We start from the raw sequence: 25,268 nt of genomic DNA, 5'->3' as shown, positions 1-25,268 counted from the left end.
GGTAGGGAGCGACAGGTGAGCATCACCGATCAGGCGTCGTTGCCACGTGTGGTCCGCACGAACAGACTCGGCTACCTCCGGGTCGCGACGATCGAGGCGGACCCGGGCGCACCGCACACGGTTCGCACGCGCTTCGCGGACCGTGCCGACCCGTACCTCGGCGTCGGGCTCCAGGATCTCGGCACCTCCCGGGTGGTCCAGGACGGACACGGATCGCTCGTGCACCCGGGCGAACTCTTCGTCGTCGACACGGACAGGACGTTCACCCTCGAACCCGAGAGCCACGTGCGCGTGCACGCGTTCCGTGTGCCTCGCCGGGCCGTGGCCATCGCCGACCGTGACCTGCGTGCCGTCACCGCGCAGGCCATCGTCCCGGGCACCGGGGTCTCCGCCGTGGTCAAGGCCGTGCTGACCTCGCTGGCGTGTTCGCCGGATCCCTTCGCACCGGCGGTGGGCGAAAGAGTGGCGGGCAACGTCACGGAGCTACTGGCGAGCCTGATCACCGAGCTGGCCCCGTCGGCGACGCCCGCGCCGTCCTCGGTGTCGGGCGAACTCACGCTTCGTATACGGGAGTACATCGACGCGAACCTCGGCGATCCCGACCTCACGCCGGAACGCGTCGCGCGAGCGCAGCGCATCTCGCCGCGCTACCTGCACCGGGTGTTCGAGTCCGAGGACACCACCGTGGGCAGGCTGATCCAGCGCCGCCGTCTCGAGGAGTGCGCTCGCGAGCTGGCCAGGCGCGGACGCACCAGCCCCACCGTGGCGGCGGTCGCGCAACGCTGGGGCTTCGTCAGCCCGGCCCACTTCAGCCGGGCCTTCCGCGCGACGTACGGCGTTTCTCCGACGGAGTGGCGCGACCGGGGGCAGGGGCCGCATCCGGCGCTCCCCGCCCGTCGACAATCCTGACGACGGCCATGGGCCCGGGTCCCGGTCGGCGAAATGCCACGTCGGCCGCCGGCCCGCGGCAGGTACGACCGTAACCTGGTGCCCGAGATCCAACGCGCCCGTGCGTACGCGACGGGCGCACCCCGAACGATCGCGGCCCGGTGAGGAGGCGGTGTGGACATCCTGCTGGAAGCCACGTTCGACGACGAACGCGACGCACGTGAGCGCCTCGAAGCCGCGTTTCGCCGATCCCTCGGGCCGGTCGGGGTCACGGTTCCGCGCGGGCGTCGGGTCGGAGCCGTATTCACCGGCACCCGGATCGGATACGCACGCGTCCTCACGGTCGCGTCGAGCGGCCTGGGGTTCGGCCGCAGCACCCGAATGACGCACCGTCACCCACTCGGGGCGGTGACCGTCGCCCTCCAACGTCAGGGCGTCGCGTCGATCGCGCAGGACGGCCGTGACACCGTGCTCAGGGGCGGTCAGGCCGCCCTCGTCGACATGCGCCGTCCCTTCGCCGTCCGCCAGTTCGACGACTTCACGATGAACCTCGTGCGGTTGCCGCACGACGTCGTCGCCCGGCTCGGCGGAGCGTTGGAAGACGCGACGGGTCGGGTGCTCGCGCCCGGATCCGGTGTCGGCGGGATCTTCGTCGACTTCGTCGCACGGCTCGCCGACGTCTGCGCCCAGGTCTCCGCCGGGATCGGCGAGCGTCTCGCCGGCCACACCGCGGACCTGCTGGCGACCGTTCTCGAAGAGGGGTGCCGGGTCGACGGCGCACGAACCGATGCCGCGCTCTCGCGGGTACACCTCGTCGACCAGGTCCTCGGCTACATCGACACCCACCTCGGCGACCCCGGGCTGTCCCCGGAAGCCATCGCGGCACAGCAGCGCATCACGGTGGACCACCTGCACCGACTCTTCGACGGGCACGGGGCCGCGCTCGGCCGGATCATCCAGCAGCGGCGTGTCGACGCGTGCGTCCGCGAGCTCGACCGGCGTGCCGCCATGCACCCGCGACTCACCGAGGTGGCGCGTCGCTGGGGGTTCGCCGACACGGCGCACTTCACGAAGGCGTTCGCGGCCGTGCACGGCACGCCGTTCGGGACGCGCCGCGCCCGGCCGCTCGCGACGGGGTAGCTCCGCGACACGGACGGGACGCACACGTTCTCGAGGTCGGGTCGAGCCGATCCAGTGCGGCGGGGTACTCCAGTGGAGCGGGGTACTACAGTGGACCGGCGACGGAGCGGTTGGGGTTGGGGAATCCTCCGATGCTCGTGCGGAGCTTCGGTGCCGTCCCAACCGGATGCCGGCTGCCGGCTGCCGATGCCCCCAGAGCACGAAACGACCAGAGGGAGACGGGCAGTGGACGGCCGGGAGCGAAGCGCCCACGACCTCGTGGGTCGCGAGCGCGAGAAGGCGCTGCTCGCCCGGAGTCTGCACGACGTCCGGGTCGACCGGAGAGGCACCGGGGTCCTGCTGCGCGGAGACGCCGGCATCGGCAAGACCGCCCTGCTCGCGTGGGTGGAGACCCAGGCCCGGCAGATCGGCTTCACCGTGTTGCGTGCCGTCGGTTCCGAGGCGGAACAGGGACTGGCCTTCGGGGCACTGCACCAGGTCCTGTGGCCTCTCCTCGACGGCGGCGACGACGTACCGGAGCACGCCGACGCCCTGTACCGGGCGCTGGGACTGCGCGAAGGCATGCCGCCCGGCGGTTTCGCGGTGGGCGCGGCAGCCCTGCGGATGCTCGCCGACGCCGCTCGTTCGGGCCCGCTCGTCCTCCTGCTCGACGACCTGCAGTGGGTGGACGCGTCCAGCGCGACGGTGTTCGCGTTCCTGCGTCGGCGCATCACCGACCTGCCGGTGCTCATCGTGGGCGCCGTGCGTCCCGAGGCGGACGCGGACGCCGACGCGCACGACGGTTGGCCGGCCGACCCCGTCGAGGTGGGCACGCTGGCCCACGCGGACGCGGGAGAGCTGTTGCGGCGACGCTACCCGGCCATGGTCGCCACGGCGGCGAACCGGGTGCTGGACGCCGCCGACGGCAATCCGCTCGCCGTGGTCGAACTGCCGCTCCAGCTCGAGGAGGGCCACGTCAAGGGGCTCCTTCCGATGCCCGAGATGTTGCCCCTCGGCCGACGCCTGGAACGCCTGTTCGCCGGCCGGATCAACTCGCTGCCGCCCGATGCCCTCCGTGTTCTGCTGCTCAGCGCGCTGTGCGGCGGCACCGCGGCAGGCAACACCGGCGCATGGCTGCGCGCCGTCTCGGGCGACGACGCGGAACGCACGCTCGCGCACATCGAGGCGAGCGGTCTGGCCCGACTCGACGCGTCGAAGGCGCTGGTCTTCCGCCACCCGCTGGTGCGCAGCGCGGTGATCGCCGCCGCCCCGGGGCACGACCTGCGTGCGGCACACCGGACAATCGCCGAAACCCTGCTGCCCGACGATCCGCGGCGCCTGGTGCACGAGGCCGCCGCGGCACTGCTCCCGGACGAGGACCTGGCCGCGCGCCTCGAAGACGCCGGTCGCCGGCTCGCGCGCCGAGGTGGAGACGCAGAAGGCGCGCTGCTCCTGGACCGCGCCGCCGCACTGAGCCTGGCTCCCGACCGGCGGGCCCGACGATTGACGTGGGCCGCCGTCATGGCCGCGCGCGGAGGCCGACTGTGCCACACGGCGCAGCTCGTCGACGAGCTGAAGCAAGGACCGGTCCCCGCCGACATCGCCCCGCTGTTCGGCTACGCGGTGGTGTACGTCGATCAAAGTCACCGCATCGACTTCGAGTCGTCGTTCACACTGCTGCCCGAGGTCCTGCGGGCGTTGGCGCAACCGGGCGCGGACTCGTTCGGGGGCCTGGCCGAGCAGGTGTATTTCAAGCTGCTGCTCGCCACGTCCCTCACGAACGACCCGCGGGGCTGGGACGCCCTCGACCGCCGGCTCGCGATGGTGTCGCCCCTGGGTCGGCTGTGCTACCGCGCGTGGGTGGACCCGCCCCGTACCGCGCACGGCGTGGCCGAGGAACTGCGGAAGCTGCTGACGGACATGAACGACGAGCAGGCGGCGGGGGACGGCTGGCTCGCCCTGTGGACGGCGTCGGCGGTCGATGCCGCCGACGCGGACCTGCGGCGTCGGTTCACCGGTCGGCACGGCTACGCCACCCAGGGCTCGCTCGCGAAGGCCGAGCGCTATCAGGACTTCCTGCGCGGAAACTGGGACACGGCCGTGCTGTGCCTGCGGGAGGCGGAGGCCGCCGACGACGTCGGCTATCGCAACAACGCCTTGTTGTTCCGCTTCTACTACGCGCATTTCCTCGCGGGTCGAGGCGCCGAGGCGGAGCTGCGCGAGGTCGACCGGTGGATCCGTCCCGTCGCGGCGACCGCGCGGATGCGCTTCGTCCTGGACAACCTCACCCGGCTCCGCGGTCTGGCCGCGTTGGGTCACGGCCGGTACGAGGAGGCGTATGCGCATCTGACCGAACTCACCGAGCCGGGTGTGCTGCCGCGCGGCATGCCGTGGTTCCATCTCGTCTTCTTCGACTTCGTCGAGGCGGCGGTACGCACCGGCCGGCTCGCGGAGGCGCGTGCGCACCTGGCGGCCGGCGAGGCCGCCCGGATGGAGAAGATCTCCGACCACCATGCCTTCCTGCTCGCCGCGGCCGCCGCGTCGACCGCGCCGGAAGAGGTCGCGGACGCGCGCTTTCGGGACGCGTATGCGGTGCCCGGCGCCGCGCAGTGGGTATTCGACATGGCGCGTCTGCGGCTCGCGCACGGCTCGTGGCTGCGTCGTCGGCATCGCGCCGAGGCCCGGGACGTGCTGCGCGAGGCCCATCACACGTTCCGTCGGCTCCGCGCCGACTCGTGGCGGGGACTGGCCGAACAGGAACTGCGCGCCGCCGGCGACCCGGTCGGCGCGGTCCGGGACCCGAACAACCCATTGAGCGCGCAGGAACTGCGCATCGCACGACTCGCTGCGCAAGGGTTGTCCAACAAGGACATCGGACAGCGGCTGCAACTCTCGCCGCGCACGGTCTCGGCTCACCTGTACCGGATTTTCCCCAAGCTCGGGATCACCTCCCGGGCGGCCATCGGCCGGGCGCTGGGAAGCGACGCCTGAAGCACCGGCGCACCACCGCCCGCCGTTTGCATGCGTTGTGAGGTCAAACCCGGTGCACGGACGGTCAATCTCCGGCGTCTTCGCGGTTCTAGCGTGAGGATCGACGGCCCCGCAGATCTCCGTGTCTGGTCCGGAGGGGTCGGAACCTCACATGGAACTCAGGAGATTCGCATGTCCGACGTTGTGGAGCCGGTGCAACCGGTACAGCCGGTACGGCCGGTGCTGGAGCCGGCCGCCGCCGCGTTCGCCGAAGCGACCACCAATCCGCCCTACCTGTTCGACCTGCCGCCCGCCGAGGGGCGAAAGACCGTCGACGAGGTGCAGTCCGGCGAGATCGACAAGCCGCGGATCGACGAGGAATGGATCACCGTCTCCGGCGGCCCGACGGGCAGCGTCCGCGCCCGCATCGTGCGCCCCGCCGGCGTGCAGGGGATTCTGCCGGTGATCCTCTACATCCACGGCGCGGGCTGGGTGTTCGGCAACGCCCACACCCACGACCGCCTGGTGCGCGAACTCGCCGTCGGCGCGAACGCCGCCGTGGTCTTCCCCGAATACGACCTCTCCCCCGAGGCCCGCTACCCGGTCGCCATCGAGCAGAACTACGCGGTCGCGCAGTGGATCGTGCGGCAGGGCGCGGCCAAGGACCTGGACGGCTCGCGACTGGCCGTCGCCGGCGACTCCGTCGGCGGCAACATGACCGCCGCGCTGACCCTGATGGCCAAGGAACGCGGCGACGTCCCGCTCGTGCAGCAGGTGCTGTTCTACCCGGTCACCGACGCGAACTTCGACACCCCGTCGTATCACCAGTTCGCCGAGGGCTACTTCCTGCGCCGCGACGGCATGCAGTGGTTCTGGGACCAGTACACGACCGATCCCGCGCAGCGCGCGCAGATCACCGCGTCCCCGCTGCGGGCGACCGTCGACCAGCTCACCGGCCTGCCGCCGGCCCTGGTCATCACCGGCGAGGCCGACGTGCTGCGCGACGAGGGCGAGGCGTACGCGAACAAGCTGCGCGAAGCCGGCGTCCCCGTCACCGCCGTCCGCTTCCAGGGCATCATCCACGACTTCGTCATGCTCAACGCCCTCCGCGAGACGCACGCCGCCCAGGCCGCCATCACGCTGGCCGCCGGCACCCTGCTCACCGCGCTGCACAGCGGCTGACACCGCGCTCGACGTCGACCTCCGACACCCTCCGCCAACCCCCGACAACAGGGAGAACAACCCGAACATGACCACGAATCCCACCCCCACAGCCGTGCTCGTGCATGGGGCCTTCGCGGACGCCGCCAGTTGGACCGGGGTCATCGCGGAACTGCAGAACCACGGCATCCCCGTACTCGCGCCCCCGAACCCGCTGCGCGGCCTGGCGTCGGACGCCGCGTACATCGCGTCCGTGGTTGCCCAGGTCGACGGTCCGGTGGTGCTCGTCGGCCACTCCTACGGCGGTGCGATCATCTCCGTGGCCGGCGTTGCGGACAACGTCGTCGGGCTGGTGTACGTAGCGGCCTACGTCACCGAAGAGGGCGAGAGCCTGGGCGAGTTGCAGGGTCGCTTCCCCCTGTCGCCGCTCGTCGAGAACCTGAAGGAGGCGACGTACCCCACGGACGGGGCGGAGCCCGCCGTCGAAGTCACCATCAAGGCCGAGGCGTTCCCGGACATCTTCGCCGCCGACGTCCCGGCCGCCGCCACCAGGGTCCTCGCGGTGGCGCAGCGTCCGCTGGCCACCTCGGCATTCACGGAGACGGCCTCGGCCGCAGCGTGGAAGACCAAGCCTTCCTGGGCGCTCGTGGCCGGCGCGGACCAGGCGATCAACCCCGAGGTCGAGCGCTTCGGAGCCGAGCGGGCCGGGGCGACGATCGTCGAGATCGAGGGCGCCTCGCACGCCGTGGCCGTGTCCCGGCCCAAGGAGGTCGCCGAGCTGATCCGCGACGCGGTACGCGCGGCCGGCTGACGAGGCGACGACCGCGCGGGGGCACTCGTCACATGGTGAGCACCCCCGCGCGGCTGTCGGAATCGGGCACTACGGTTCGGCGCATGCGATGCGAATACCTGCAATGGGACGACGCCGTGGCCCTGTTCGAGCGCCGAGGGCTGCCGAAGAGCACGTACGAGAACCTGCACGAGGAGGAGTACATCCTCGTCTCGGGCCCCGCCACGGTGACCGGGGAGCTTCCCCTGGACGAACACGAACGCACGCCGTGGGCAAAGGGTGCGCCCGACGCCGCGACCGGTTACATCATCGACGGCGACCTGACCGTCGACGGTGCCATAGTCGACATCGACGCCGGCGACGCGGCACTGATCGTCCTGGGGAATCTGCGGGCCCGGGACATCTACCTGGCGGGCGACACGAAACTGATAGTCCTCGGCGACGTGACCGCCGACTCTGTCCTCGGCGACATGACCGACAAACTCGTGATGATCCATGGCGACCTGCGCGCGACCGTGTCGATCTTCCGCAACGAGTTCTGCCCCGATCTGATCGGCGGCACCCTGTACGGCAGGACCCTCGCCCCCGCCTACCTGGACCTCGCCGCCGAGGACATCGGCGGCCTCGTCGACCCGACCCCCGACGCCCCGCTCGCCGACCTCCTGGTCCCCGAACTCCTCGTCACCGGTACACCGGAACCCGACGACTTCGCCGACATCGGCGTCCGCGGTGCCCTCCTCCGCGAACGTATCCTCGCCGGCCTCCCCCTCACCAGGAGCGGCGAGCACTGACGACCGTGTCGTCCCGGGCCGGACGACTCCGGTCCGGGACCCCGCTCGGTAACCGTCCACGCGCCAGGGCTTGCGATCGTCAGGAGCCCTTGGTCAGGTGTCCCCAGACGTCCGCGTCGCCCTTGAGGGTCGCCTTTCCCGAGACGGTCGGATTCGAGAGGACCACCGAGTCCACCGCCTTGATTCCGGCTGCCTTGATCCATCCCGATGGCCCGGGTCGCTCACGTGGACGGTGGTGGTGAGGACGTATCCCGGTCGCGGTTGGCGTCGTTGCGGAGGTCGGCTCGGTAGCACTCGGTCGTATAGGGCATCTGCGTCGGGCGCTCCACGTCGAGCAACGCGCGGACCCGTGACAGCAACTCCTCCCGCGCTGCGGGCTCCAGCATGATCACGTAGCTGCGGGAGGCGACCATGTCCACGATCTCCGCGGCCGACAGCGGCTGACTCCAGCGCAAGTCCTGCCGCTCGACGGGGCCGAACGGCGCGCCCACGTCCTCCACTTGCCGGGCATTCGTCGGTGCCGCCGCGCAGTCACGCAGGATGCGGTCGAGTTCCGCCACCCAAGGCACCGACACGTCACGGAAGTTCCACACCAGGCCCAGTCGCCCGCCCGGGCGCAGCACCCGGGCGGCTTCCGGGACGGCTTGCTCCGGGTTCACCCAGTGCCAGGCTTGCGCACAGACCAGGACGTCCACGCTCGAATCCGGAAGCGGGATCGATTCCCCGGTCCCGTCCAGGACCCGCACGTCGGGAAGCACGTGCGAGAACCGCTCGCGCATCCCGGCGGAGGGCTCCACCGCGACGACCTCCCGGCCCGCGGCCCGCAGCGCCCGGGTCAGCTTGCCCGTACCCGCACCGACGTCGACCACGGTTCGCGCGTCCTGGGGCACCAGCCAGGCCACCGCCTCCGGCGGGTAGGGCGGGCGGCCACGCTCGTAGGCGTCCGCCGCGGCCCCGAACGAGCGCGCCCGACGAAATTCTTCCCGCTCCTCGGCTCCCGTCATGCCCGGCATCCTGCCAGGTACCGTCCGGTGCGCTCGTCACAATCGTGTGACAGCACGTAACAGGATCGTGGCGGTGTGTCCCGGGGCGGAGGGCACGCCGATACTCGGTCGTACCAGTGGGCACTCGCGAGGGGGAGCGGCCATGACGCAGCTCGACAGGGTCGACAACACACTGTGCGCCACCGGGCGGCACGTCTTCGCCGGACAGCGGGACCGGCATCCCGGGAGTGTCGGGTGGTGGGCGGTGCTGCGGGCCGGCGGGTGGGGTCTCGTGACGATCGCCATCGCGTGCGTGATGACCTCGGTCGCCTACAGTCCGATGATGGCCGTCGCGGTCCTGGGCGTCGTCGCCGGCGCGATGGTGATCTGCTTCGCGTGGAACCTGCTGCGCGGGCACCGGGGCGGATGCGCCGCGAGGCGGTCGGTACGCGCGGTGCTGTGCGCATACGAGGGCGCCTCCCTGCCGTGACACGCGGCGACGGGCCCCGCAGGGGCCCGGCGACACGGCGGCGGCCGACGAAGGGGGATGGAGGCTGTCCGTCCCGGGCAGTTGGGATCGTCGATTGTGGGCAGGGATGCTCCGTCCCTCCACTCCGAGGCCACCGCCGGAGATCGACATGGTCGACGAACCACCCGCATCACCCCACCTTCGCGAAACGATCCGTTGGAACGTGCCGCCCGAACCGGGCGCCTTACGCCTGGTCCGTCACGCGGTCCGCGACACCCTCACCGACTGGGGCTGGGCCCACGAACGCGTCCACACCGCCGTATGGGTGACCTCCGAACTCGTTGGCAACGCCCTGCGCCACACCGACGCCGGCGCCGTGCTCACCCTGACGCCCGTCCCCCGCGGCGTACGCCTGACCGTCACCGACACGTCCCCTCACCCGCCCGTCCGCCGTGCCCCCGGCCCCGGCGGCGGGCACGGGCTGCGCGTCCTCGACGCCCTCGCCCCCGGGTGGACCGTCGAACACCACCCGCACGGCAAGAGCATCCATGCCGACATCCGCGCCTGACGCCCTGCGGCACCGACCCGCACGACCACCGGGCCGACGGGGCGGAGCGAACGGCCGATCCTTTCCGGGAAAGACCGCGCGAAACGCACCGATTCCAGGGAATGCGCCCTCTCGGGCGGGGCAGACGTGGGGCGGAGGTAAAAACAATGATTCCCCTTTTGGTCGTCCTGCTTCTCGCCCTGATCCTTTTCGGTGCCGGCTTCGCACTCCAGGCCCTGTGGTGGATAGCCGTCATCGTCCTGGTCGTTTGGGCCCTGGGCTTCATATTCCGCTCCGCGGGCACCGGCGGCCGGCGTGGCCGATGGTACCGCTGGTAAATCCCGACAACGACACAGTTTCCCACCATGTCACCGACAGGGTGGGGTGTGGGGGGGGGGGGGGGGTTTTGGGGGGGGGCCCGCGACCCCACACTGGCCCCCCCTTGCCCCCCGTGGGGGGGGGGGGGGGGCCCCCCCTTTTTTGGGGGGCCCCCCCCACACCCCACCCTTTTCCTATGCATCCGAGGCGGCCTCGTCCGTCGGAAAACCCGAAAACACCACCGCGGTCCGAAATGAAAACCACCTCTCCGGGTAGGAGTGAACCAAGCCGGGACGGCCGTGAAGAATGCGGGAGTCATTCGCACCTCCACACGACCGCCCCGGCCCCCACGCGTCGGGTCAGGTGATCTGGATGCCCACCACGCACGTGTCGTCGTCGGTGTCCGCCCGGCTGTGGGTGAGGAGTCGGTCGAGACGTTCGTCCAGGGTGGCGGTGATGGCGCGTGCGGTGGCCAGGAGTTGGTCGAGGGAACTTTCGAGGCAGTGGTCGCGGCGTTCGATCAGGCCGTCGGTGTAGAGCAGGAGTGTGTCGCCCAGGGCGAGGTGGATCTCGTCCTCGGCGTAGCCGGCCTCGGCGAAGGCGCCGAGGAGGGGGCCGTCGAGCAGGGACAGGCGTTGCGTCGTGTCGTCGCGGATCCACACGGGGGGCAGGTGGCCGGCACGGGCCCAGCGCATCGTGCGCGTGCTCGGGTCGTACAGGGCGCACACGACGGTGGCGGTGACCTGGTCGGTCAGATGGTGCGTCACGGTATTGAGCCAGGTGAGCAGTTGCGCGGGGCCGGCGCCGGTGATGGCCAGGCCGCGTAGCGCGTTGCGCAGCACGATCATGCTGGTCGCGGCGTGGATGCCGTGTCCGGCGACGTCGCCGACACACAGCAGGATCTTCTTGGACGGCAGGACGAGGGCGTCGTACCAGTCGCCGCCGACGGCGGTGTCGGATTCGGCGGGGCGGTAGCGCACGGCCACCTGGAGACCCTCGACGTTCAGCGGAGTGGGGGTGGGCGGCATGATCGCGTGCTGGAGCTGCCGGGCGAGGCGGTTTTGTTCGCCCACCTGTTGTTCGCTGTGCGCAAGGCGGTCGCGGGTCGCGGCGAGGGCGACCTCGGTCCAGTGTTGGGCGGAGACGTCCTGGTAGGCGCCGCGGATGGCCAGCACGCGGTCGTCGGAGTCCAGGACCGGTTCGGCGACGATCCGGATGCGTCGGGTGACGCCGTCGGTGCGTTCCAGGCGGAAGGACACGGTGGCGTGGCGGCGGCGGTGTACCAGGGTGTGCAGGAATCGGGCGAGCGCGGCGGTGTCGTCGGGGTGTGCGTGGTTCGGCAGGTCGGCCAGAGCCACGGGGATGGCGGTGGTCGGCAGGCCGTGCAGCGCGAACAGGGAGTCGTTCCAGGTGACGGCGCCGGTGGCGAGGTCTTCCTCGAAGCCGCCGATGCGGCCCAGTCGTTGGGCGTGTTGGAGCAACCGGGCCAGGCGGGCCGCCTCGTGTTCGATGCGCCAGACGAGCAGGAGGGCGTTGGCGTGGCGGCTGACGGCGACGTCGGCGATCGCGTCGAGGCGGACGTCGTCGACGAGGGCGGTGAGCGTGACGCTTTCGGCGCGGTAGGACTCGCCGGTGGCGTGGACACGCTCGACGATGTCGTACAGCCCGCCGGGGGTCGCGGCGAGGGGGTATGCCTCCAGGAGCAGCGCGCCGTGGATCAGATTGGCCGGGCGTCCGGCGGGGTCGAGAAAGCGCGCGTTGACGTGGTGCACCCGGAAGTCGACGAGTTGCCGGTGCTCGTCCACGTGCGGGACGAGCACCAGGGCGGGGTCGTGGAGGCAGTCGGCGATCTCGACGAGGTCGATCGTGGCGGGGTGTGTGCCGGTGGGGTCGCCGGGGACCGGGTGGGTTTCGAGGGTGTGCGCGCACAGTTCGGCCAGTGCCTCGATCTGGCGGCGCAGGCGCGGGGGTTGTTCGGGGAGCGGATTCGGCCAGCAGATTTCCAGGATGCCGTGGATCCGGCCGCCGGTGCCCGCCGGGGCGGCGGCTCGGGCGCCGGTGAGGTCGTGTCGGCCGATGGAGGGTGTTCCGGTCCGGGACAACTCCGAGGTCCAGGTCCAGTCGAGATCGGCGAGCGCCTGGCGGGCGAAGGTCGCCACTCCGGGTGGGACGTGTCGCCAGCGGGTGGCCTCGTGGTCGGTGAATCCGGCGCTGCCCGCGAGGGTGAGGGAGGCGTCGGGGGCGATGGCCCATACGGCGACGGCGGTCGCGCCCAGGGGCGCGAGGGCGTGTTCGAGGAGGGACCGGGCCACGGCCTGGGTGTCGTCGGCGGCACAGGCGCCGCTTTCCGCGGTACGCAGGCGCATGCTCGCGGTCTTGTCGTCGGGGGGTGTGGCGGGGGCGGCGGTTTCGGTGACGAAGTCGCAGGCGGCTTCGGTGAGGCGGTCCGCGGCGGTGCGGTCGAGGATGTCGACGGCGAGTTCCATCACGCTCACGCCCGCGTGGTCGGCCAGGGTGGCGAGTTGTCGGGCGGCTTCGGTGGGGCTGCAGTGCAGGCGTTCGATGAGGATGCCCTTGGCCGTCTCGATCAGGGCACGACCGTCCGCTCGGGCGTGTGCGGCGCGGATCTCGTGGCGCAGGCGTTCGACGGTCGCGGCGAGGCGGCCCACGGCGGACGTGTGGTCCGGGGCGCTCTCGCCGCGCGGTGGTACGGCGGCGATCTCGTTCCCGGTGACGGTGTGCGGGCCCGTCGGGTCGTCGCCGTCCTGCCGGTGGGATGTCTCGGGTGGGGGTGCGGTGTTGCTCACGATGGGTTCACTCCCGAAGGCGAGGACGTCGGGCGGGGTCGACCGGCGGGGTGCTCTCAGGAGGGGAGCAGGTGGCGGTGGAGGACTGCGAGCAGGTGGTCGGTGTCGACGGGTTTGGTGACGTAGTCGCTGGCCCCGGCGGCAAGGCTCTTGTCGCGATCGCCCGGCATGGCCTTGGCGGTGACGGCGACGATCGGCAGGTCGGTGTAGCGGGGCATGCGGCGGATTTCGGCGGTGGCGGCGTAGCCGTCCATCTCGGGCATCATCACGTCCATCAGGACCAGGTCGACCTCGGGGTGCTCGACGAGGGTGGTGATGCCCTCGCGGCCGTTCTCGGCGTGGAGAACGTTGACGGCGTGCAGTTCGAGGATGCTGCTGAGGGCGTACAGGTTACGGGTGTCGTCGTCGACGATCAGGACGGTGCGGTCGGCGAGGGCGGCGTCGAGGGTCGGTGCCGCGTGGTGGGTGCGTTCGGTGGCGTGGACCAGGGGCAGCACGTCACCGGGCTGTTCGGCGGACAGGTGCAGGGTGATGCGTTCGCGGAGTTCGTCCAGGCCCGCGAGCAGTTCCAGGGGTTTGGTGTCGGCGCGGGTCTGCAGGGCGCGGGTCTGTTCCCGGGGCAGGCGACGGGTGTTGTGGGCCAGGACGGGCACGTTCGCGGAGGCGCTGTCCGCGTCGAGGGCGTCCAGGAGGGTCAGTGCCTGGCCGTCGGGCATGTCCAGGTCGAGGACGACGCAGTGACAGGGTGCGGCGGCGAGGGTGGCGGCGGCTTCCTGGGCGTCCACGACGGTCAGGACGTCGACGCCCGGCCCGCCGGCACCGTCGTGTCCGCCGGTCGCGATGTCGGCCACGGCGCTTTGCGTGACCAGGCTCAACAAACCCTGTGGCCGTTCCTCCAGCACGAGTACGCGCCGCCGGGCGGGTGGCGCGGCGGGTTCGAGGGAGCGCGGCCGCGGATCGGCGTCGGTACCGGAGGCGTCGAGGGTCGGGGGGTGTGTGACGAACGCCGGGCCGACGGCGTCGGTGGCGGCGGCGGTGTGTACCGCGGGCAGGTACAGGGTGAAGACGCTGCCCTGTCCGGGGGTGCTGTCGGCGGTGATGGCGCCGCCGAGCAGGTTGGCGATCTCGCGGCTGATCGACAGTCCGAGGCCGGTTCCCCCGTATTTGCGGCTGGTGGTGCCGTCGGCCTGTTGGAACGCGCCGAAGATCGTCTCGAGTTGGTGCTCGGCGATGCCCACCCCGGTGTCGCGCACGCGGAAGGCCACGACCGCGTCACCGCGCGGTACGCCGGCGGGGACCTCGTGCTCGGTGGCCGGTTCGATGCGCAGCGCGATGTGGCCGCGGTCGGTGAACTTGACCGCGTTCGACAGCAGGTTGCGCAGGATCTGCCGCAGGCGTGAGTCGTCGGTGAGCAGGTCGGCCGGTACTCCGGGGCCGATGGTGATGTCGAAGGTCAGACTCTTTTGGGTGGTCATCGGCCGGAACGTCGCCTCGACGTAGTCGAGGAGTCGGCGTAGCGATACTCGTTCGGTGTGTACGTCCATCTTGCCGGCCTCGACCTTGGACAAATCGAGGACGTCGTTGATCAGTTGCAACAGGTCGGAACCGGCGGAGTGGATGATGCCGGCGTATTCGACCTGTTTGGGGCTGAGGTTGCGGGTGGGGTTCTGGGCGAGGAGTTGGGCGAGGATGAGCAGGCTGTTGAGGGGTGTGCGCAGTTCGTGGCTCATGTTCGCCAGAAACTCCGACTTGTACTTCGAGGCGAGGGTCAACTGGCGGGCGCGGTCCTCGAGTTCCTGCCGGGCCTGTTCGATCTGGAGGTTCTTGGCCTCGATGTCGCGGTTCTGCGTCGCGAGAAGCGCGGCCTTTTCCTCCAGTTCCTCGTTGGAGTGCTGGAGTTCCTCCTGCTGTTGCTGCAGTTCCTCGGAGCGCACGCTCAATTCGCCGGCCAGGCGCTGGGATTCGGCCAGGAGTTCGTCGGTGCGCGCGTTGGCGACGATGGTGTTGACGTTGACGCCGACGTTTTCCATCAGCTGGTCGAGGAAGTCGCGATGCGCGGGGGTGAACGCGGTGATCGACGCGAGTTCGATGACGCCGAGCACCTGGTCCTCGACCACGATCGGCAACACGATCAGCGCGGTGGGCGCGGCGCGACCGAGTCCGGAGGAGACCACGTAGTCGGTGGGGACGTCGTCGACGGCGATGGTGCGCCGACTGCGGGCGGCCTGGCCCACCAGGGTGCGCCCGGGCGGGATGTGCGTGGCGTGGCCGTCGTCCGCACCGAGCCCGTACGAGCCGATCAGGCGCAGCCCCGTTCCGGTCGCGCCCTCCTCGGCGAGGTAGAAGGCACCGTACTGGGCGCCGACCAGGGGGGTGAGTTCGTCCATCACGAGTTCGGCGACGACGGCCAGGTCGCGGTGGCCCTGCATGAGCGCGGACACGCGGGCGAGGTTGGACTTGAGCCAGTCCTGTTCCTCGTTGGCGCGGGTGGTCTCGCGCAGCGAGCCGACCATCGCGTTGATGTTGTCCTTGAGTTCGGCGACCTCGCCGGAGGCGTCGACGGTGATCGAGCGGGTCAGGTCGCCCTCGGCGACGGCGCTGGCGACCTCGGCGATGGCGCGGACCTGGCGGGTGAGGTTGCCGGCGAGTTCGTTGACGTTCTCGGTCAGGCGTTTCCAGGTGCCCGAGACGCCCTCGACCTCGGCCTGTCCGCCGAGTCGTCCCTCGCTGCCGACTTCGCGCGCCACCCGGGTGACCTCGGCGGCGAAGGAGGAGAGTTGGTCGACCATGGTGTTGATGGTGGTCTTGAGCTCCAGGATTTCGCCGCGCGCGTCCACGTCGATCTTCTTCGACAGGTCGCCGTTGGCCACCGCGGTGGTGACCAGGGCGATGTTGCGGACCTGGCCGGTGAGGTTGTTGGCCATCGAGTTGACGTTGTCGGTCAGGTCCTTCCAGGTCCCGGCGACGTTGGGCACGCGGGCCTGACCGCCGAGGATGCCCTCGGTGCCGACCTCGCGGGCGACCCTGGTGACCTCGTCGGCGAACGCGGACAGGGTGTCGACCATGGTGTTGATCACCTCGGCGAGGGCCGCCACCTCGCCCTTGGCCTCGACGGTGATCTTGCGGGAGAGGTCGCCACGCGCCACGGCGGTGGCGACCTGGGCGATGGAACGCACCTGGCCGGTGAGGTTGGACGCCATCACGTTGACGTTGTCGGTGAGGTCCTTCCAGGTGCCGGACGCGCCACGCACGGTCGCCTGCCCGCCGAGGTTGCCCTCGGTGCCGACCTCGCGGGCGACGCGGGTGACCTCGTCGGCGAACGCGGAGAGCTGGTCGACCATCGTGTTGATGGTCTCCTTCAACTCCAGGATCTCGCCGCGCGCGTCCACCCGGATCTTCTGCGACAGGTCGCCCTGCGCGACGGCGGTGGTCACCTGGGCGATGGAGCGCACCTGTGCGGTCAGGTTCTCCGCCATCACGTTGACGGACTCGGTGAGGTCCTTCCACGTACCGGAGACGCCCTTGACGTCGGCCTGTCCGCCCAGGCGCCCGTCGGTACCCACCTCCCGGGCCACGCGGGTGACCTCGTCGGCGAACGCCGAGAGCTGGTCGACCATCGTGTTGATGGTCTCCTTCAACTCCAGGATCTCGCCGCGCGCGTCCACCCGGACCTTCTGGGACAGGTCGCCGCGCGCCACCGCCGTGGCGACCTGGGCGATGGACCGTACCTGGGACGTGAGGTTGCCGGCCATGAAGTTCACCGAGTCGGTCAGATCGGCCCACGTCCCGGACACGCCCGGCACGAGCGCCTGACCACCGAGGGTGCCCTCCGACCCGACCTCGCGTGCCACCCGGGTGACCTCGGAGGTGAACAGCGCCAGCTGGTCGACCATGCCGTTGAACACCCCGGCGATCTCCCCGAGCAGGCCGTCGCCGTCGTCGGGCAGTCGGCCGCCGAAGTCGCCGTCGCGTACGGCGGTCAAACCGGCCAGCAGGCGGCGCAGTTCGGCGTTGCCCACGACGTCCGTCTCGTGCCGCGTCCGCGCGGGAGGCACAAGTCCGGTGTCCGCGTCATCGGTCATGTGATCCGCCCTCGCCTCGGTCGCCGGCCTCCGGGAATTCGCCCCTATTCTGCGGAACCCCCGCACACCCTTGCCACGCGCTCACCCGACGACACGCGGTCGGCAAATCCGACGAACACGGCCACGTGATCCCGGACACGCCGGCATCGGCCTTTCCGGTGATGGTCGACCTCCTCGACGCCGGGGCAGGCCCGACAGAGCGGCACTTATGTGGCTTGGATGAAAAATTGCCCGTTTTACTCCTGGTGTTGCGTATGGCTGGAGCATAGGACACGGTTGCACGAAGACAACTGTTGTCCAGCGACAGAGAGGTGGTGGGGTTCGCGCGATGCGTTCCCCGGCTTGTGATCCGTACTTCGGGTACACCCAAGACTCCGCACGATGGTGACGTTCACGTCGCCTCGATATGGGACAGCGCCCCCTGCCCCGTTCTCGTCGTCGACCCCGGCGGGGACGTCATCGGATCCAACGAAGGAGCGCGCCGGCTGTTCGCGCACGCCGAGGAGGTCGGCGAAGATCTGACCTCGGGCGGCCTGCCGCACTGGCTCGCGCGGGCACACCACCGCCACCTGCAGTCGGCCACAACGCCGCGGGAGGCGGTGTCGGGCTCCGTGGTGGGTCGGACATTCGCGGCGCATCCCTCGCGGATCGAGAACGGGGATGTGGTGTGGTGGCTCGTGGAGGACACCGATCTCCGTCGAGCCGAGCAGGCACTGCGCAACGAGCGTGAACGGGCAGAGCTGTTGGCGGACATCTCCGGCGCGCTGCTGTCGTCGCTGAACCTCGAACGATGCGCGGAGGTGACGGCGCGAATGGCTGCGGATCACCTGGCCGACGCCGCGGTCGTCATCGTCCCGGCCCAGGGTCGCCGGCACGCGCTGACCTACGCGCAGGCCGGCGCCGGCATCACGCGTACGGTGGCGTCGATCGATCCGCGTACGGTTCCCGGACTGGCGGAGGCGTTGCAGGGTTTCCCACCGGTGCCGACTCGGTGGATCGACCCGGAGGGCATTCCCGACTGGAGCGTGCCGCCCGGTTTCGCCGGTCCGATCGGCTCGGTGATCGTCACCCCGCTGCCCGGACACGGAGTGCCGGCCGGGGTGCTGATCCTGCTGCGCGCGAGCACGCACCGGGCGTTCACGGACGGCGAGGAGGTGTTCGCGCGGCTGTTCGCCGCACGGGCCGGCGCCGCTCTGTCCGCGGCACGGCTGTACGCGGAGCAGGCCTCGATCACGACCACGCTGCTGCGCGAGTTGCTACCGCCGCGCCTGGAGCGGGTGCACGGCGTGGAGTACGCCGGCGTCTATCGGGCCTCGCAGGACCACGAGCGGGTCGGCGGTGACTTCTATGACGTCCATCCCGGTGCGGACGCGTCCCGGGAGACGTTCGTCGTACTGGGCGACGTGGCGGGCAAGGGCCTGGAGGCCGCCGTCCTGACCGGAAAGATCCGCAGTGTTCTGCACGCGCTGGTGCCGCTGTCCGGTGATCACCAGCGCATCCTCGTCCTGCTCAACGACGCGTTGATGAACTCCCACCACACCCGGTTCGCGACCCTGGTGCTGGCCTCGGTGCGGCGCAGCGCGGGGCAGGTGTTGTTGCGGCTGACCAGCGCCGGACATCTGCCGCCGCTGATCGTCCGCGCCGACGGGCGGGTGGAGGAGGCCGCGACCGGCGGCACCCTCGTGGGGGCGCTGCCCGACGTCCGGACGCGGAGCGTGGAGGTGACGCTGGCACCCGGCGAGACCTGCCTGCTGTACACGGACGGGATCACCGAGGCGCGCGGCGGGCCGCTGGGTGACGACTTCTACGGCGAGGAGCGGCTGCGGGAGGCTCTGCGGGAGTGTGCGCGCATGCCGGCGGAGGCCGTGGTCGAGCGGGTACAGATGCTGGCGGCCCAGTGGCTGGGCGGCGGTCGTCACGACGACATGGCCACGCTGGCGATCACCAATCCGGCCGGCGGTGTCGACGGATTCCCTGGCGCGGACGACCGCGAGGGCCACGAGCCACGACGGCGGGAACCGTGATGACGAACACTGTGAAGGCAAGCACTGTGAAGACGGGCACTGTCACGACGGGCGCCGTGAAGACGGGCAATGGGAACGCGGACGCCTCGGCCCCGGGCGCACCCGCACCCCGCGATCTCGCGGAGCGACTGTGGACGGCCGTGATCGGCCGGGACGAGCCGGGCGCGATGGCACTGGCCACCGCGGCGGCCGATGCCGGGGCCGACGGTGAGACCCTGCTGCTGGACGTCGTGGCCGCCGTGCAGCGTCGCGTCGGGCTCGAATGGGCGGCGAACCGGATCGGAGTCGCCGAGGAGCACGCGGCCACCGCAATCATAGACCGGGTCATCGCCGTCCTCGCCCACCACCCCGCACCGCCTCCGTCGCCGACGCGGGGCAACGTCACGGTCGCGTGTGTGGATGGCGAATGGCATTCCCTGCCCGCCCGGTTGCTGGCCGAGACCCTCACCGGGCGCGGCTGGCGGGTGGACTTCCTCGGCGCCCACACCCCGACTCCGCACCTGATCGCACACGTGCATCAGAGCAACCCGACCGCGGCCCTGCTCTCGGCCTCGCTGCCCACGCACCTGCCCACCGCCCATCAGGCGGTGACCGCCGTGCAGTCGCTGGGCATCCCGGTCATGGTCGGCGGCGCCGCCTTCGGCGCGGACGGCCGCTACGCGCGTCTGTTGGGCGCCGACGCCTGGGCCCCCGACGCGCGAGGCGCCGCGGACCAGCTGGCCCGGGGGATCACCGCCCGGCATGCGGAGCGACGCCACGAGATCGACGACCTGCCCCATCTGGCCGATCAGGAGTACACGTTCGTCAAGTCCAACCGCACCACCCTGGTGCGGCAGTGCCTGGTCGCCCTCGACGAGCGCGGGCCCGACATGCGCGCGTACAGCGCCGCCCAGCGGGAACGAACCGCCGAGGACCTGGCCCACATCGTGGACTTCCTCACGACGGCCCTCTACGTCGACGAGGCGGACCTGTTCACCTCCTTCGTCGACTGGACCAGGGACATACTCACCGCCCGCCACGTGCCCGCGGCCGGTTTGCGCCTGGGACTGGACATCCTCGCCGAACAACTGCGCGACTTTCCCCGCGCGCTCGGCTTCATCCGCGTCGCGACCGACACCCTGCCCACCGCACCCATCCACTCCGGCCCCGGAACGGCATGAGCTCCCCCACGCCCGTCGAGTTCTCCGTCGACGTTCTGGCCGGCGACACCCGGTCGCTGCATCTGGCCATTCGGGGAGGCCTCGACTACGACACCGGCACCGCGTTCACCGAGCGGGTGAACGCGGCGCTGGACACACATCTGCGGCGGTACGGACCGGCGCTGCGTCATCTGCACCTGGACTGGGCGGCCCTGACCGCCATCGACTGCGGCGGGCTGTCCGTCCTGATCGGCCTGCGCCGCCGCACACACGCCGCCGGGATCGCCCTGCATCTGCACCGTCAACCCGTGCGACTGACCCGCCTGCTCGACATCACCGGCGTCGGCGGATACCTCACCGGGCCCACCGACACGGATGGGCGCGGCTTCGCCGCAAGCGGTGACGAAGGCCGGTCCGCACCCTCCCCCTGATGGTCGGCGGGACGTCGGCACACGACGGCGGATCGTTCACAGCGACCCCGGGATACATGTCCAGCCGCAACATTTGTCATCAGTCAATAATTCGATACGCTTCGCATCGGGACGCCGGGGGCGGGGGCAAAGCCGTCGACGTCAGGGAACAACATCGACGTGACGCGCGCATCGCCGGCTTGCAACCGAGCGCCACCGCTCGTTCATCCGACGAAAGGGGGCGCCGGCATGGGACGTCGACGTCGGCCGACATACGCTCGGCACGTGTCCGGCCCACGTACTTCGCGCCGCCCGCACACGGTGGAGCGGGTACACCGCGCCCGTCACCCGACGCGGCCGATCGCCTCAGGCGGTTCGCGCACGCGAGGAGAGGGAGGACGCGTCGCCCGTCGCCTCGTCCATGACGGGCCCGGCGGCGTTGCGCAGGGATTCGAGGCCCTTGAGCAGCATCGCCCGGGACTCGCCCGACATGCGCGCCGTGACGACCGCCAGTTCCTGCTCACGGCGGGCCCGCAGATCCGCCAGGAAGGCGCAGCCCCGCCCACTCAGCCGCAACTGGAGTTCACGGCGGCTGTTGGCACTGGGCAGACGTTCGACGAAACCCACCGCCTGGAGGCGGTCACACAGGCGACTCGTCGAGGAGGGCGTCGACCGCAGACCGTCGGCCAACGTACGCAGGTTGATGCCCTCGTGCCGCTCCAGCAGAAACAGCACGCGCAGCTGTGACGGCGAAACGGGTGCCGTGGACGCACGCCCCAACAACATCTCGAGCAACTCGGCTGCCGCGGTCGCCACGCGCGCCGTCTCGTCCGACTGGTCGTGTCGAGAGAAGGTAACCCCGCTCACCGCCTTACTCCGACGCCCGATACGGCCGCTTCTTCGACGGCCGTGCCGTCACCACAATAGACGCTATAAAGGCGATTGATTCGACAGGCTGTCCGGCCGTTCGCCGAACACGCCATGAGGGTGCCCCGTACCGCATCCGCAGAGAACGGCTGAAGACAAACTGTGAACGTATACGAGGAAGCCGAGCGTGCGCTGCGCACCGCACCCGCGCCCGGCCTGCTGGACGCCATCCGCGGCGTACTCGCGCGGCACTGCCGGGCAGGCGCCGTCGACCTGCTGATGGCCGACTACAGCCTGACCGTCCTGCTGTCGGTGTCCGCGCTCGCTGCGGCCACCGAACACCTCTCCATCGACAACAGCCCTCAGGGGCGGGTCTTCGGCGCACAGGAACCCGCACACGAGCAACGCGGAGCGGACACGGTCGTACACCTCCCGGTGACGGTACGCGGCGACCGTCTCGGGGTCCTCTCCGTCACCCTCCCGACCGACGCCTGTTCACCGGCCGTCCGGACCGAACTCGTCGACATCGCCGAGATGCTCGCCCACGCGGTCACCGTCGCCGAACGCGACACCGACCTCTACCTCCGCGCCCGCCGCAAGGACCGGCTGACCCTCGCGGCCGAGATGCAGTGGCAACTCCTGCCCGGTCACGCCTGCCGACGCGAGGAATACGCCATCGGTGCCCAGCTCGAACCCGCCTACGCCGTCCACGGCGACAACTTCGACTGGTCCGCCACCGCCGACCGTCTCACGCTGACGGTGACCGACGGCATGGGCGAGGGCATCGACGCCGCCCTCCTCAGCAACCTCACGATCAACGCCCTGCGCAACGCCCGACGCGCCGGCATCCCGCTCGCCGACCAGGCGGCCCTCGCCGACCAGGCCGTCCATGCCCGGCACCGCGGCGACGCCTACCTGTCCGTCCTGCTGCTGGACTTCGAACTGGCCACCGGACGGGTGCAGGTGATCGACGCCGGTTCTCCACGCCTGCTGCTCCTGCGTGAGGGCACGGTGAGTCCGATCGACTTCGACGCGCAGCTGCCCCTGGGCATGTTCGAGGAGACCGACTACAGGGCGCAGGAATTCCGGGTCCGTCCCGGGGACCGGCTGGTCTTCGTCAGCGACGGTGTCCACGCGGTCGCCTCGCCGGCCGGCGAAGCCTACGGCGATCGCGCGCTGGCTCGGGCGATCAGCGCCACCCGACTGCTGCCGCCCGCCGAGATGCCCCGCGCGGTGCTGCGCGAACTCACCGGCCACCGCGGGCGCCCCATCCCCGACGACGACGCCCTGATCGTCTGCCTGGACTGGTACGGCCGGCCCACGGCACCCGACGGCCCGCCGCCCGACGATGCCGAACGAACCCGTGCCCACGTGTCCCCCATCCGGGCCGCACCGCAGGCTCCGCGCTGACGGCGCGGTGTGGCACCGAGGCCCGCCCGCCGTGCGGTGAGGGACGGCGGGCGGGCTCCGTTCGGCGCGGCGCGCCACAGACGGCCGGTCGACAGCAGATGTCACCCGCGTTCCGCGCGCCCTTGACCTTGACGTAACGTCACGGTTTTCCATGGAGTCATGCGAATCGGCGAGATCGCCGCGCTGGCCGGGGTGTCGACTCGGACCGTGCGGCATTACCACAATCTGGGCATCGTCCCCGAGCCCCCGCGGTTGCCCAACGGGTACCGGGAGTACCGACTGCGTGACGCGTTGCTGCTTGCCCGAGCACGGCGCCTGGCCGACCTCGGACTCCCGCTGGACGAAGTCCGCGCCGTGCTCGACCGGGACCGTGAGCGCGACCTGCGCGACGTTCTCGCCGAACTCGACACGGACCTGGCGCGACAGCAGGAGGCCATCGCCGCACGCCGCGCCCGGCTCGCCGTGCTCCTGGCGGATCCGGACCTGGACCCCGACTCGACGGTGTCTCCGGCCCTGGCCGACGTACTGCGCGAATTCCCCGTGCACGAATCGCATTTCGCCCGACTCGACCGCGAGTTCCTGGCGCTGATCGACACCACGGCCACCCCGGAGCAACGCGAAGCGTTCGCCGACCTGCTGCGGCCGCTGGCCGAGCCCGCCATGGTCGCCCGCGGCGCGGCCCTGACCGCCCGGCTCGATGCGCTGGCCGATGCCGATCCGGACGATCCCCGAGTCGAGCGCCTGGCCCGGGACTTCGCCGACTTCCTTCCGGACGGGCTGACCGATGCCATGCGGGCGACGGAGGCCGCCGCGCCGGAGTCTGCGCCCGCCTCGACCCCGACCCCGACCCCGACCCGACGGGACGCGGAATGGCTCGGCGCGATCGCCACCGAACTGTCCGCCGCCCAAACGGAGGTGTTCCGCCGCCTGGTGGCCCTGCTGAGAAGGGAGCCGTGATGCTCCGTCCGGCCCGCTGGATCATGTACGTCGCGATTCCCGCCGAACTCCTCCTGACCCTCGTCCTCCTCTCCGGCGTCCCGCTGCCCGCCCCCGTCCTCACCGCGTCCGGCATCGCCACAACCGCCGCACTCCTGTCGGCGCCGGCCGCGGCCGGACCGATCTACGCCGCGGCCCGGCGGGCGAACGCCGACCGGCGCACCGCGGCCCGGCACACCGTCCGCGAGATCGTCCCCGCGCCGGTACGCCGCGTGGTCTCGTTCGACGCGAAGGGTGTGCAGAGTCTGTGGCTGCTGTGTCTGCGCCGCAAGCACGGCATACCGCCCGACGCGGTGACGGTGCCCTATGCCCGCGAGCCGATGCCGATGATGCTCCTTTGGGTCTTCGTCCTGGCCGTGGACGCCGTCGCCACCGAAGTCGTCCTGCGCGGCGTCGGCGCACCGCCGGTCCTCCGGCGCGCCTTCCTGGTCGTGGACGTCTACTCGATACTCGCCGCCGTCGCCGTGGCCGCCACCTGGGTGACCCGCCCGCATGTCGTCACCCCGGACGAACTCCGGCTGCGTTCGGGCGCGTTCTTCGACCTGCGCATCCCAAGGCACACCGTCGCGTCGGTCCGCCTCATCCGCTGCTTCAACGAATCGTCGGCCATCGCCGTGGCCGGCGACCGACTCGGCGTCTGCGTGGCCTCGCAGACCAACGTCGTCGTCGAACTCGGCGAACCGGTGACATACACCCGCCCGCTCGGCCGCCGGGGTGAAGCACGCACGATCCGGTTCTTCAGCGACACCCCGGAGGCGGCAGTGGCGGCCCTGCGCGACGGCGCCGAGACCGGGATGGCGAGGTGAGACCTACCCCGAGCCCACGGCCGGGAGGGGCGCGGGGGCCTGCCCCGGGGTTTCCGTCTCGGGTTCGGTTCCGATCGCGCGTTCGAAGCAGGCGTCGATGTCTTCGACGCGTGTCGTCAGCCAATCGCGCAGACACTCGGCGGCGACCGCCCACGCTCCGACGAGTGCGTCGAACGCCGCGGTGTAGATCTCGACGGTCCTGGCGATGACGTCCTCGTCGTCACCGGCCGCGTCGATCGCCCGGACGATCTCCTCGAGGTATTCGGCGTCCGCTTTTTGCTGTTCCCGCTTCCGGGCCGTCGCGGACTCCCTGTTCCACTCCTCCGCGCACTCCTGGGTGATCCTCCTTTCCCGGAACTCCCGCAGGATCCGCGCGACGTCCTCCCGCCGGCCCTCCAAGGCGCGCATTCCGCACCGTCCGTACGCGTCGGTCGCGGGCCCGAGGTTCGGGGGCAGATCGTCCGGGGGCACGTGGTCCGACGGTTTTGCCCACGCGGGCGCTGTCGGCGCGCCCGGCTCGGCCTCGCCCGCGAACACCGCGTCCAGCCGCTCGCGGTGATGCGCGGCGATTCCGCCACACAGTTCCTTGTAGTCCTGCACGGTGGTCACGGTGTCACCTCACGATTTCCCGGAAGACCCTCCACGACCGGTACCCGCACAACACCCGCGGGCATGCGCGCCGGCGGCACCC

Annotated in this window: 20 protein-coding genes; 15 read left to right on the top strand and 5 right to left on the bottom strand. The window is 71.0% G+C overall.

Annotated features, from left to right (window positions below; all coding sequences use genetic code 11):
* Positions 1-15: 15 nt before the first annotated feature.
* The 6 genes from ACFXKZ_RS36300 (at position 16) to ACFXKZ_RS36275 (ending at position 7,719) form a co-directional block, all read left to right on the top strand.
* Positions 16-909, top strand: a complete 894-nt coding sequence (locus ACFXKZ_RS36300; RefSeq protein WP_380006640.1) for a helix-turn-helix domain-containing protein — start codon at positions 16-18, stop codon at positions 907-909.
* Between the two features lie 153 nt (positions 910-1,062).
* Positions 1,063-2,028 carry a helix-turn-helix domain-containing protein gene (locus tag ACFXKZ_RS36295; RefSeq protein WP_380006637.1) on the top strand — a complete coding sequence of 322 codons (966 nt, stop codon included), beginning with the start codon at positions 1,063-1,065 and terminating at the stop codon, positions 2,026-2,028.
* 225 nt (positions 2,029-2,253) lie between these two features.
* Positions 2,254-4,998: an AAA family ATPase gene (locus ACFXKZ_RS36290; RefSeq protein WP_380006634.1), complete on the top strand. Its 2,745-nt coding sequence runs from the start codon at positions 2,254-2,256 to the stop codon at positions 4,996-4,998.
* A 171-nt stretch (positions 4,999-5,169) separates the two neighbouring features.
* Positions 5,170-6,159: an alpha/beta hydrolase gene (locus tag ACFXKZ_RS36285; protein WP_380006631.1), complete on the top strand. Its 990-nt coding sequence runs from the start codon at positions 5,170-5,172 to the stop codon at positions 6,157-6,159.
* A 67-nt stretch (positions 6,160-6,226) separates the two neighbouring features.
* On the top strand, positions 6,227-6,949 hold the full coding sequence (locus ACFXKZ_RS36280) for an alpha/beta fold hydrolase (RefSeq protein ID WP_380006628.1): 723 nt from the start codon (positions 6,227-6,229) through the stop codon (positions 6,947-6,949).
* An 83-nt stretch (positions 6,950-7,032) separates the two neighbouring features.
* Positions 7,033-7,719 (top strand): hypothetical protein, encoded by a 687-nt coding sequence (locus tag ACFXKZ_RS36275; RefSeq protein ID WP_380006626.1) that lies wholly within the window; start codon positions 7,033-7,035, stop codon positions 7,717-7,719.
* Positions 7,720-7,940: 221 nt separating this feature from the next.
* Here ACFXKZ_RS36275 and ACFXKZ_RS36270 read toward each other — a convergent pair whose 3' ends face one another.
* Complete coding sequence (locus ACFXKZ_RS36270) at positions 7,941-8,723, bottom strand: class I SAM-dependent methyltransferase (RefSeq protein ID WP_380006623.1); 783 nt, start codon at positions 8,721-8,723, stop codon at positions 7,941-7,943.
* 142 nt (positions 8,724-8,865) lie between these two features.
* On the opposite strand from ACFXKZ_RS36270, the gene ACFXKZ_RS36265 reads away from it, so the two are divergent.
* From ACFXKZ_RS36265 to ACFXKZ_RS36255, 3 genes are all read left to right on the top strand, one after another.
* The gene (locus tag ACFXKZ_RS36265; RefSeq protein WP_380006620.1) at positions 8,866-9,192 is read left to right on the top strand and encodes a hypothetical protein; all 327 of its coding nucleotides are present in this window, start codon (positions 8,866-8,868) and stop codon (positions 9,190-9,192) included.
* A gap of 148 nt (positions 9,193-9,340) precedes the next feature.
* Positions 9,341-9,739: an ATP-binding protein gene (locus tag ACFXKZ_RS36260; protein WP_380006616.1), complete on the top strand. Its 399-nt coding sequence runs from the start codon at positions 9,341-9,343 to the stop codon at positions 9,737-9,739.
* Positions 9,740-9,885: 146 nt separating this feature from the next.
* The gene (locus ACFXKZ_RS36255) at positions 9,886-10,056 is read left to right on the top strand and encodes a DUF5670 family protein (protein WP_078981957.1); all 171 of its coding nucleotides are present in this window, start codon (positions 9,886-9,888) and stop codon (positions 10,054-10,056) included.
* 339 nt (positions 10,057-10,395) lie between these two features.
* Here the strand turns inward: ACFXKZ_RS36255 and ACFXKZ_RS36250 are convergent, their stop codons facing one another.
* Entirely contained in the window at positions 10,396-12,843 is a 2,448-nt protein-coding gene (locus ACFXKZ_RS36250; protein ID WP_380006612.1) for a SpoIIE family protein phosphatase, read from the bottom strand.
* 56 nt (positions 12,844-12,899) lie between these two features.
* Positions 12,900-16,925: a HAMP domain-containing protein gene (locus ACFXKZ_RS36245; protein WP_380006609.1), complete on the bottom strand. Its 4,026-nt coding sequence runs from the start codon at positions 16,923-16,925 to the stop codon at positions 12,900-12,902.
* Between the two features lie 344 nt (positions 16,926-17,269).
* Here ACFXKZ_RS36245 and ACFXKZ_RS36240 point away from each other — a divergent pair, with 344 nt between their 5' ends.
* From ACFXKZ_RS36240 to ACFXKZ_RS36230, 3 genes are read left to right on the top strand one after another with little or no spacing between them, the layout of a single operon-like run.
* Complete coding sequence (locus tag ACFXKZ_RS36240; protein WP_380006606.1) at positions 17,270-18,949, top strand: SpoIIE family protein phosphatase; 1,680 nt, start codon at positions 17,270-17,272, stop codon at positions 18,947-18,949.
* Between the two features lie 56 nt (positions 18,950-19,005).
* Positions 19,006-20,109, top strand: coding sequence for a B12-binding domain-containing protein (locus ACFXKZ_RS36235; RefSeq protein WP_380006603.1), 1,104 nt, complete (start codon positions 19,006-19,008; stop codon positions 20,107-20,109).
* Positions 20,106-20,519 (top strand): STAS domain-containing protein, encoded by a 414-nt coding sequence (locus ACFXKZ_RS36230; RefSeq protein WP_380006600.1) that lies wholly within the window; start codon positions 20,106-20,108, stop codon positions 20,517-20,519. The genes ACFXKZ_RS36235 and ACFXKZ_RS36230 overlap by 4 nt, the downstream gene beginning before the upstream one ends.
* Positions 20,520-20,864: 345 nt before the next feature.
* On the opposite strand, the gene ACFXKZ_RS36225 is transcribed toward ACFXKZ_RS36230, so the two are convergent.
* The gene (locus ACFXKZ_RS36225) at positions 20,865-21,314 is read right to left on the bottom strand and encodes a MarR family winged helix-turn-helix transcriptional regulator (protein WP_380006597.1); all 450 of its coding nucleotides are present in this window, start codon (positions 21,312-21,314) and stop codon (positions 20,865-20,867) included.
* Positions 21,315-21,527: 213 nt separating this feature from the next.
* On the opposite strand from ACFXKZ_RS36225, the gene ACFXKZ_RS36220 reads away from it, so the two are divergent.
* The 3 genes from ACFXKZ_RS36220 (at position 21,528) to ACFXKZ_RS36210 (ending at position 24,577) form a co-directional block, all read left to right on the top strand.
* On the top strand, positions 21,528-22,775 hold the full coding sequence (locus tag ACFXKZ_RS36220) for a PP2C family protein-serine/threonine phosphatase (RefSeq protein ID WP_380006593.1): 1,248 nt from the start codon (positions 21,528-21,530) through the stop codon (positions 22,773-22,775).
* Between the two features lie 159 nt (positions 22,776-22,934).
* Positions 22,935-23,732, top strand: coding sequence for a MerR family transcriptional regulator (locus tag ACFXKZ_RS36215; RefSeq protein ID WP_380006589.1), 798 nt, complete (start codon positions 22,935-22,937; stop codon positions 23,730-23,732).
* Positions 23,732-24,577, top strand: coding sequence for a hypothetical protein (locus ACFXKZ_RS36210; protein ID WP_380006586.1), 846 nt, complete (start codon positions 23,732-23,734; stop codon positions 24,575-24,577). The genes ACFXKZ_RS36215 and ACFXKZ_RS36210 overlap by 1 nt, the downstream gene beginning before the upstream one ends.
* A 3-nt stretch (positions 24,578-24,580) precedes the next feature.
* On the opposite strand, the gene ACFXKZ_RS36205 is transcribed toward ACFXKZ_RS36210, so the two are convergent.
* Positions 24,581-25,186 (bottom strand): hypothetical protein, encoded by a 606-nt coding sequence (locus tag ACFXKZ_RS36205; RefSeq protein WP_380006583.1) that lies wholly within the window; start codon positions 25,184-25,186, stop codon positions 24,581-24,583.
* Positions 25,187-25,268 lie beyond the last annotated feature (82 nt).

The sequence above is a fragment of the Embleya sp. NPDC059237 genome (assembly GCF_042754105.1).
Taxonomy (GTDB): Bacteria; Actinomycetota; Actinomycetes; order Streptomycetales; family Streptomycetaceae; genus Embleya.
The sequence above is the reverse complement of the archived record's forward strand: the minus strand, read 5'-3'. Positions and strand labels throughout refer to the sequence as shown.

Excerpts from the sequence above, each read along its gene's own strand:
- ACFXKZ_RS36275 (WP_380006626.1), top strand. The coding sequence starts at position 7,033 with ATGCGATGCGAATACCTGCAATGGGACGACGCCGTGGCCCTGTTCGAG.
- ACFXKZ_RS36255 (WP_078981957.1), top strand. The coding sequence starts at position 9,886 with ATGATTCCCCTTTTGGTCGTCCTGCTTCTCGCCCTGATCCTTTTCGGT.
- ACFXKZ_RS36215 (WP_380006589.1), top strand. The coding sequence starts at position 22,935 with ATGCGAATCGGCGAGATCGCCGCGCTGGCCGGGGTGTCGACTCGGACC.
- ACFXKZ_RS36280 (WP_380006628.1), top strand. The coding sequence starts at position 6,227 with ATGACCACGAATCCCACCCCCACAGCCGTGCTCGTGCATGGGGCCTTC.
- ACFXKZ_RS36270 (WP_380006623.1), bottom strand. The coding sequence starts at position 8,723 with ATGACGGGAGCCGAGGAGCGGGAAGAATTTCGTCGGGCGCGCTCGTTC.
- ACFXKZ_RS36285 (WP_380006631.1), top strand. The coding sequence starts at position 5,170 with ATGTCCGACGTTGTGGAGCCGGTGCAACCGGTACAGCCGGTACGGCCG.
- ACFXKZ_RS36260 (WP_380006616.1), top strand. The coding sequence starts at position 9,341 with ATGGTCGACGAACCACCCGCATCACCCCACCTTCGCGAAACGATCCGT.
- ACFXKZ_RS36265 (WP_380006620.1), top strand. The coding sequence starts at position 8,866 with ATGACGCAGCTCGACAGGGTCGACAACACACTGTGCGCCACCGGGCGG.
- ACFXKZ_RS36210 (WP_380006586.1), top strand. The coding sequence starts at position 23,732 with ATGCTCCGTCCGGCCCGCTGGATCATGTACGTCGCGATTCCCGCCGAA.
- ACFXKZ_RS36230 (WP_380006600.1), top strand. The coding sequence starts at position 20,106 with ATGAGCTCCCCCACGCCCGTCGAGTTCTCCGTCGACGTTCTGGCCGGC.
- ACFXKZ_RS36245 (WP_380006609.1), bottom strand. The coding sequence starts at position 16,925 with ATGACCGATGACGCGGACACCGGACTTGTGCCTCCCGCGCGGACGCGG.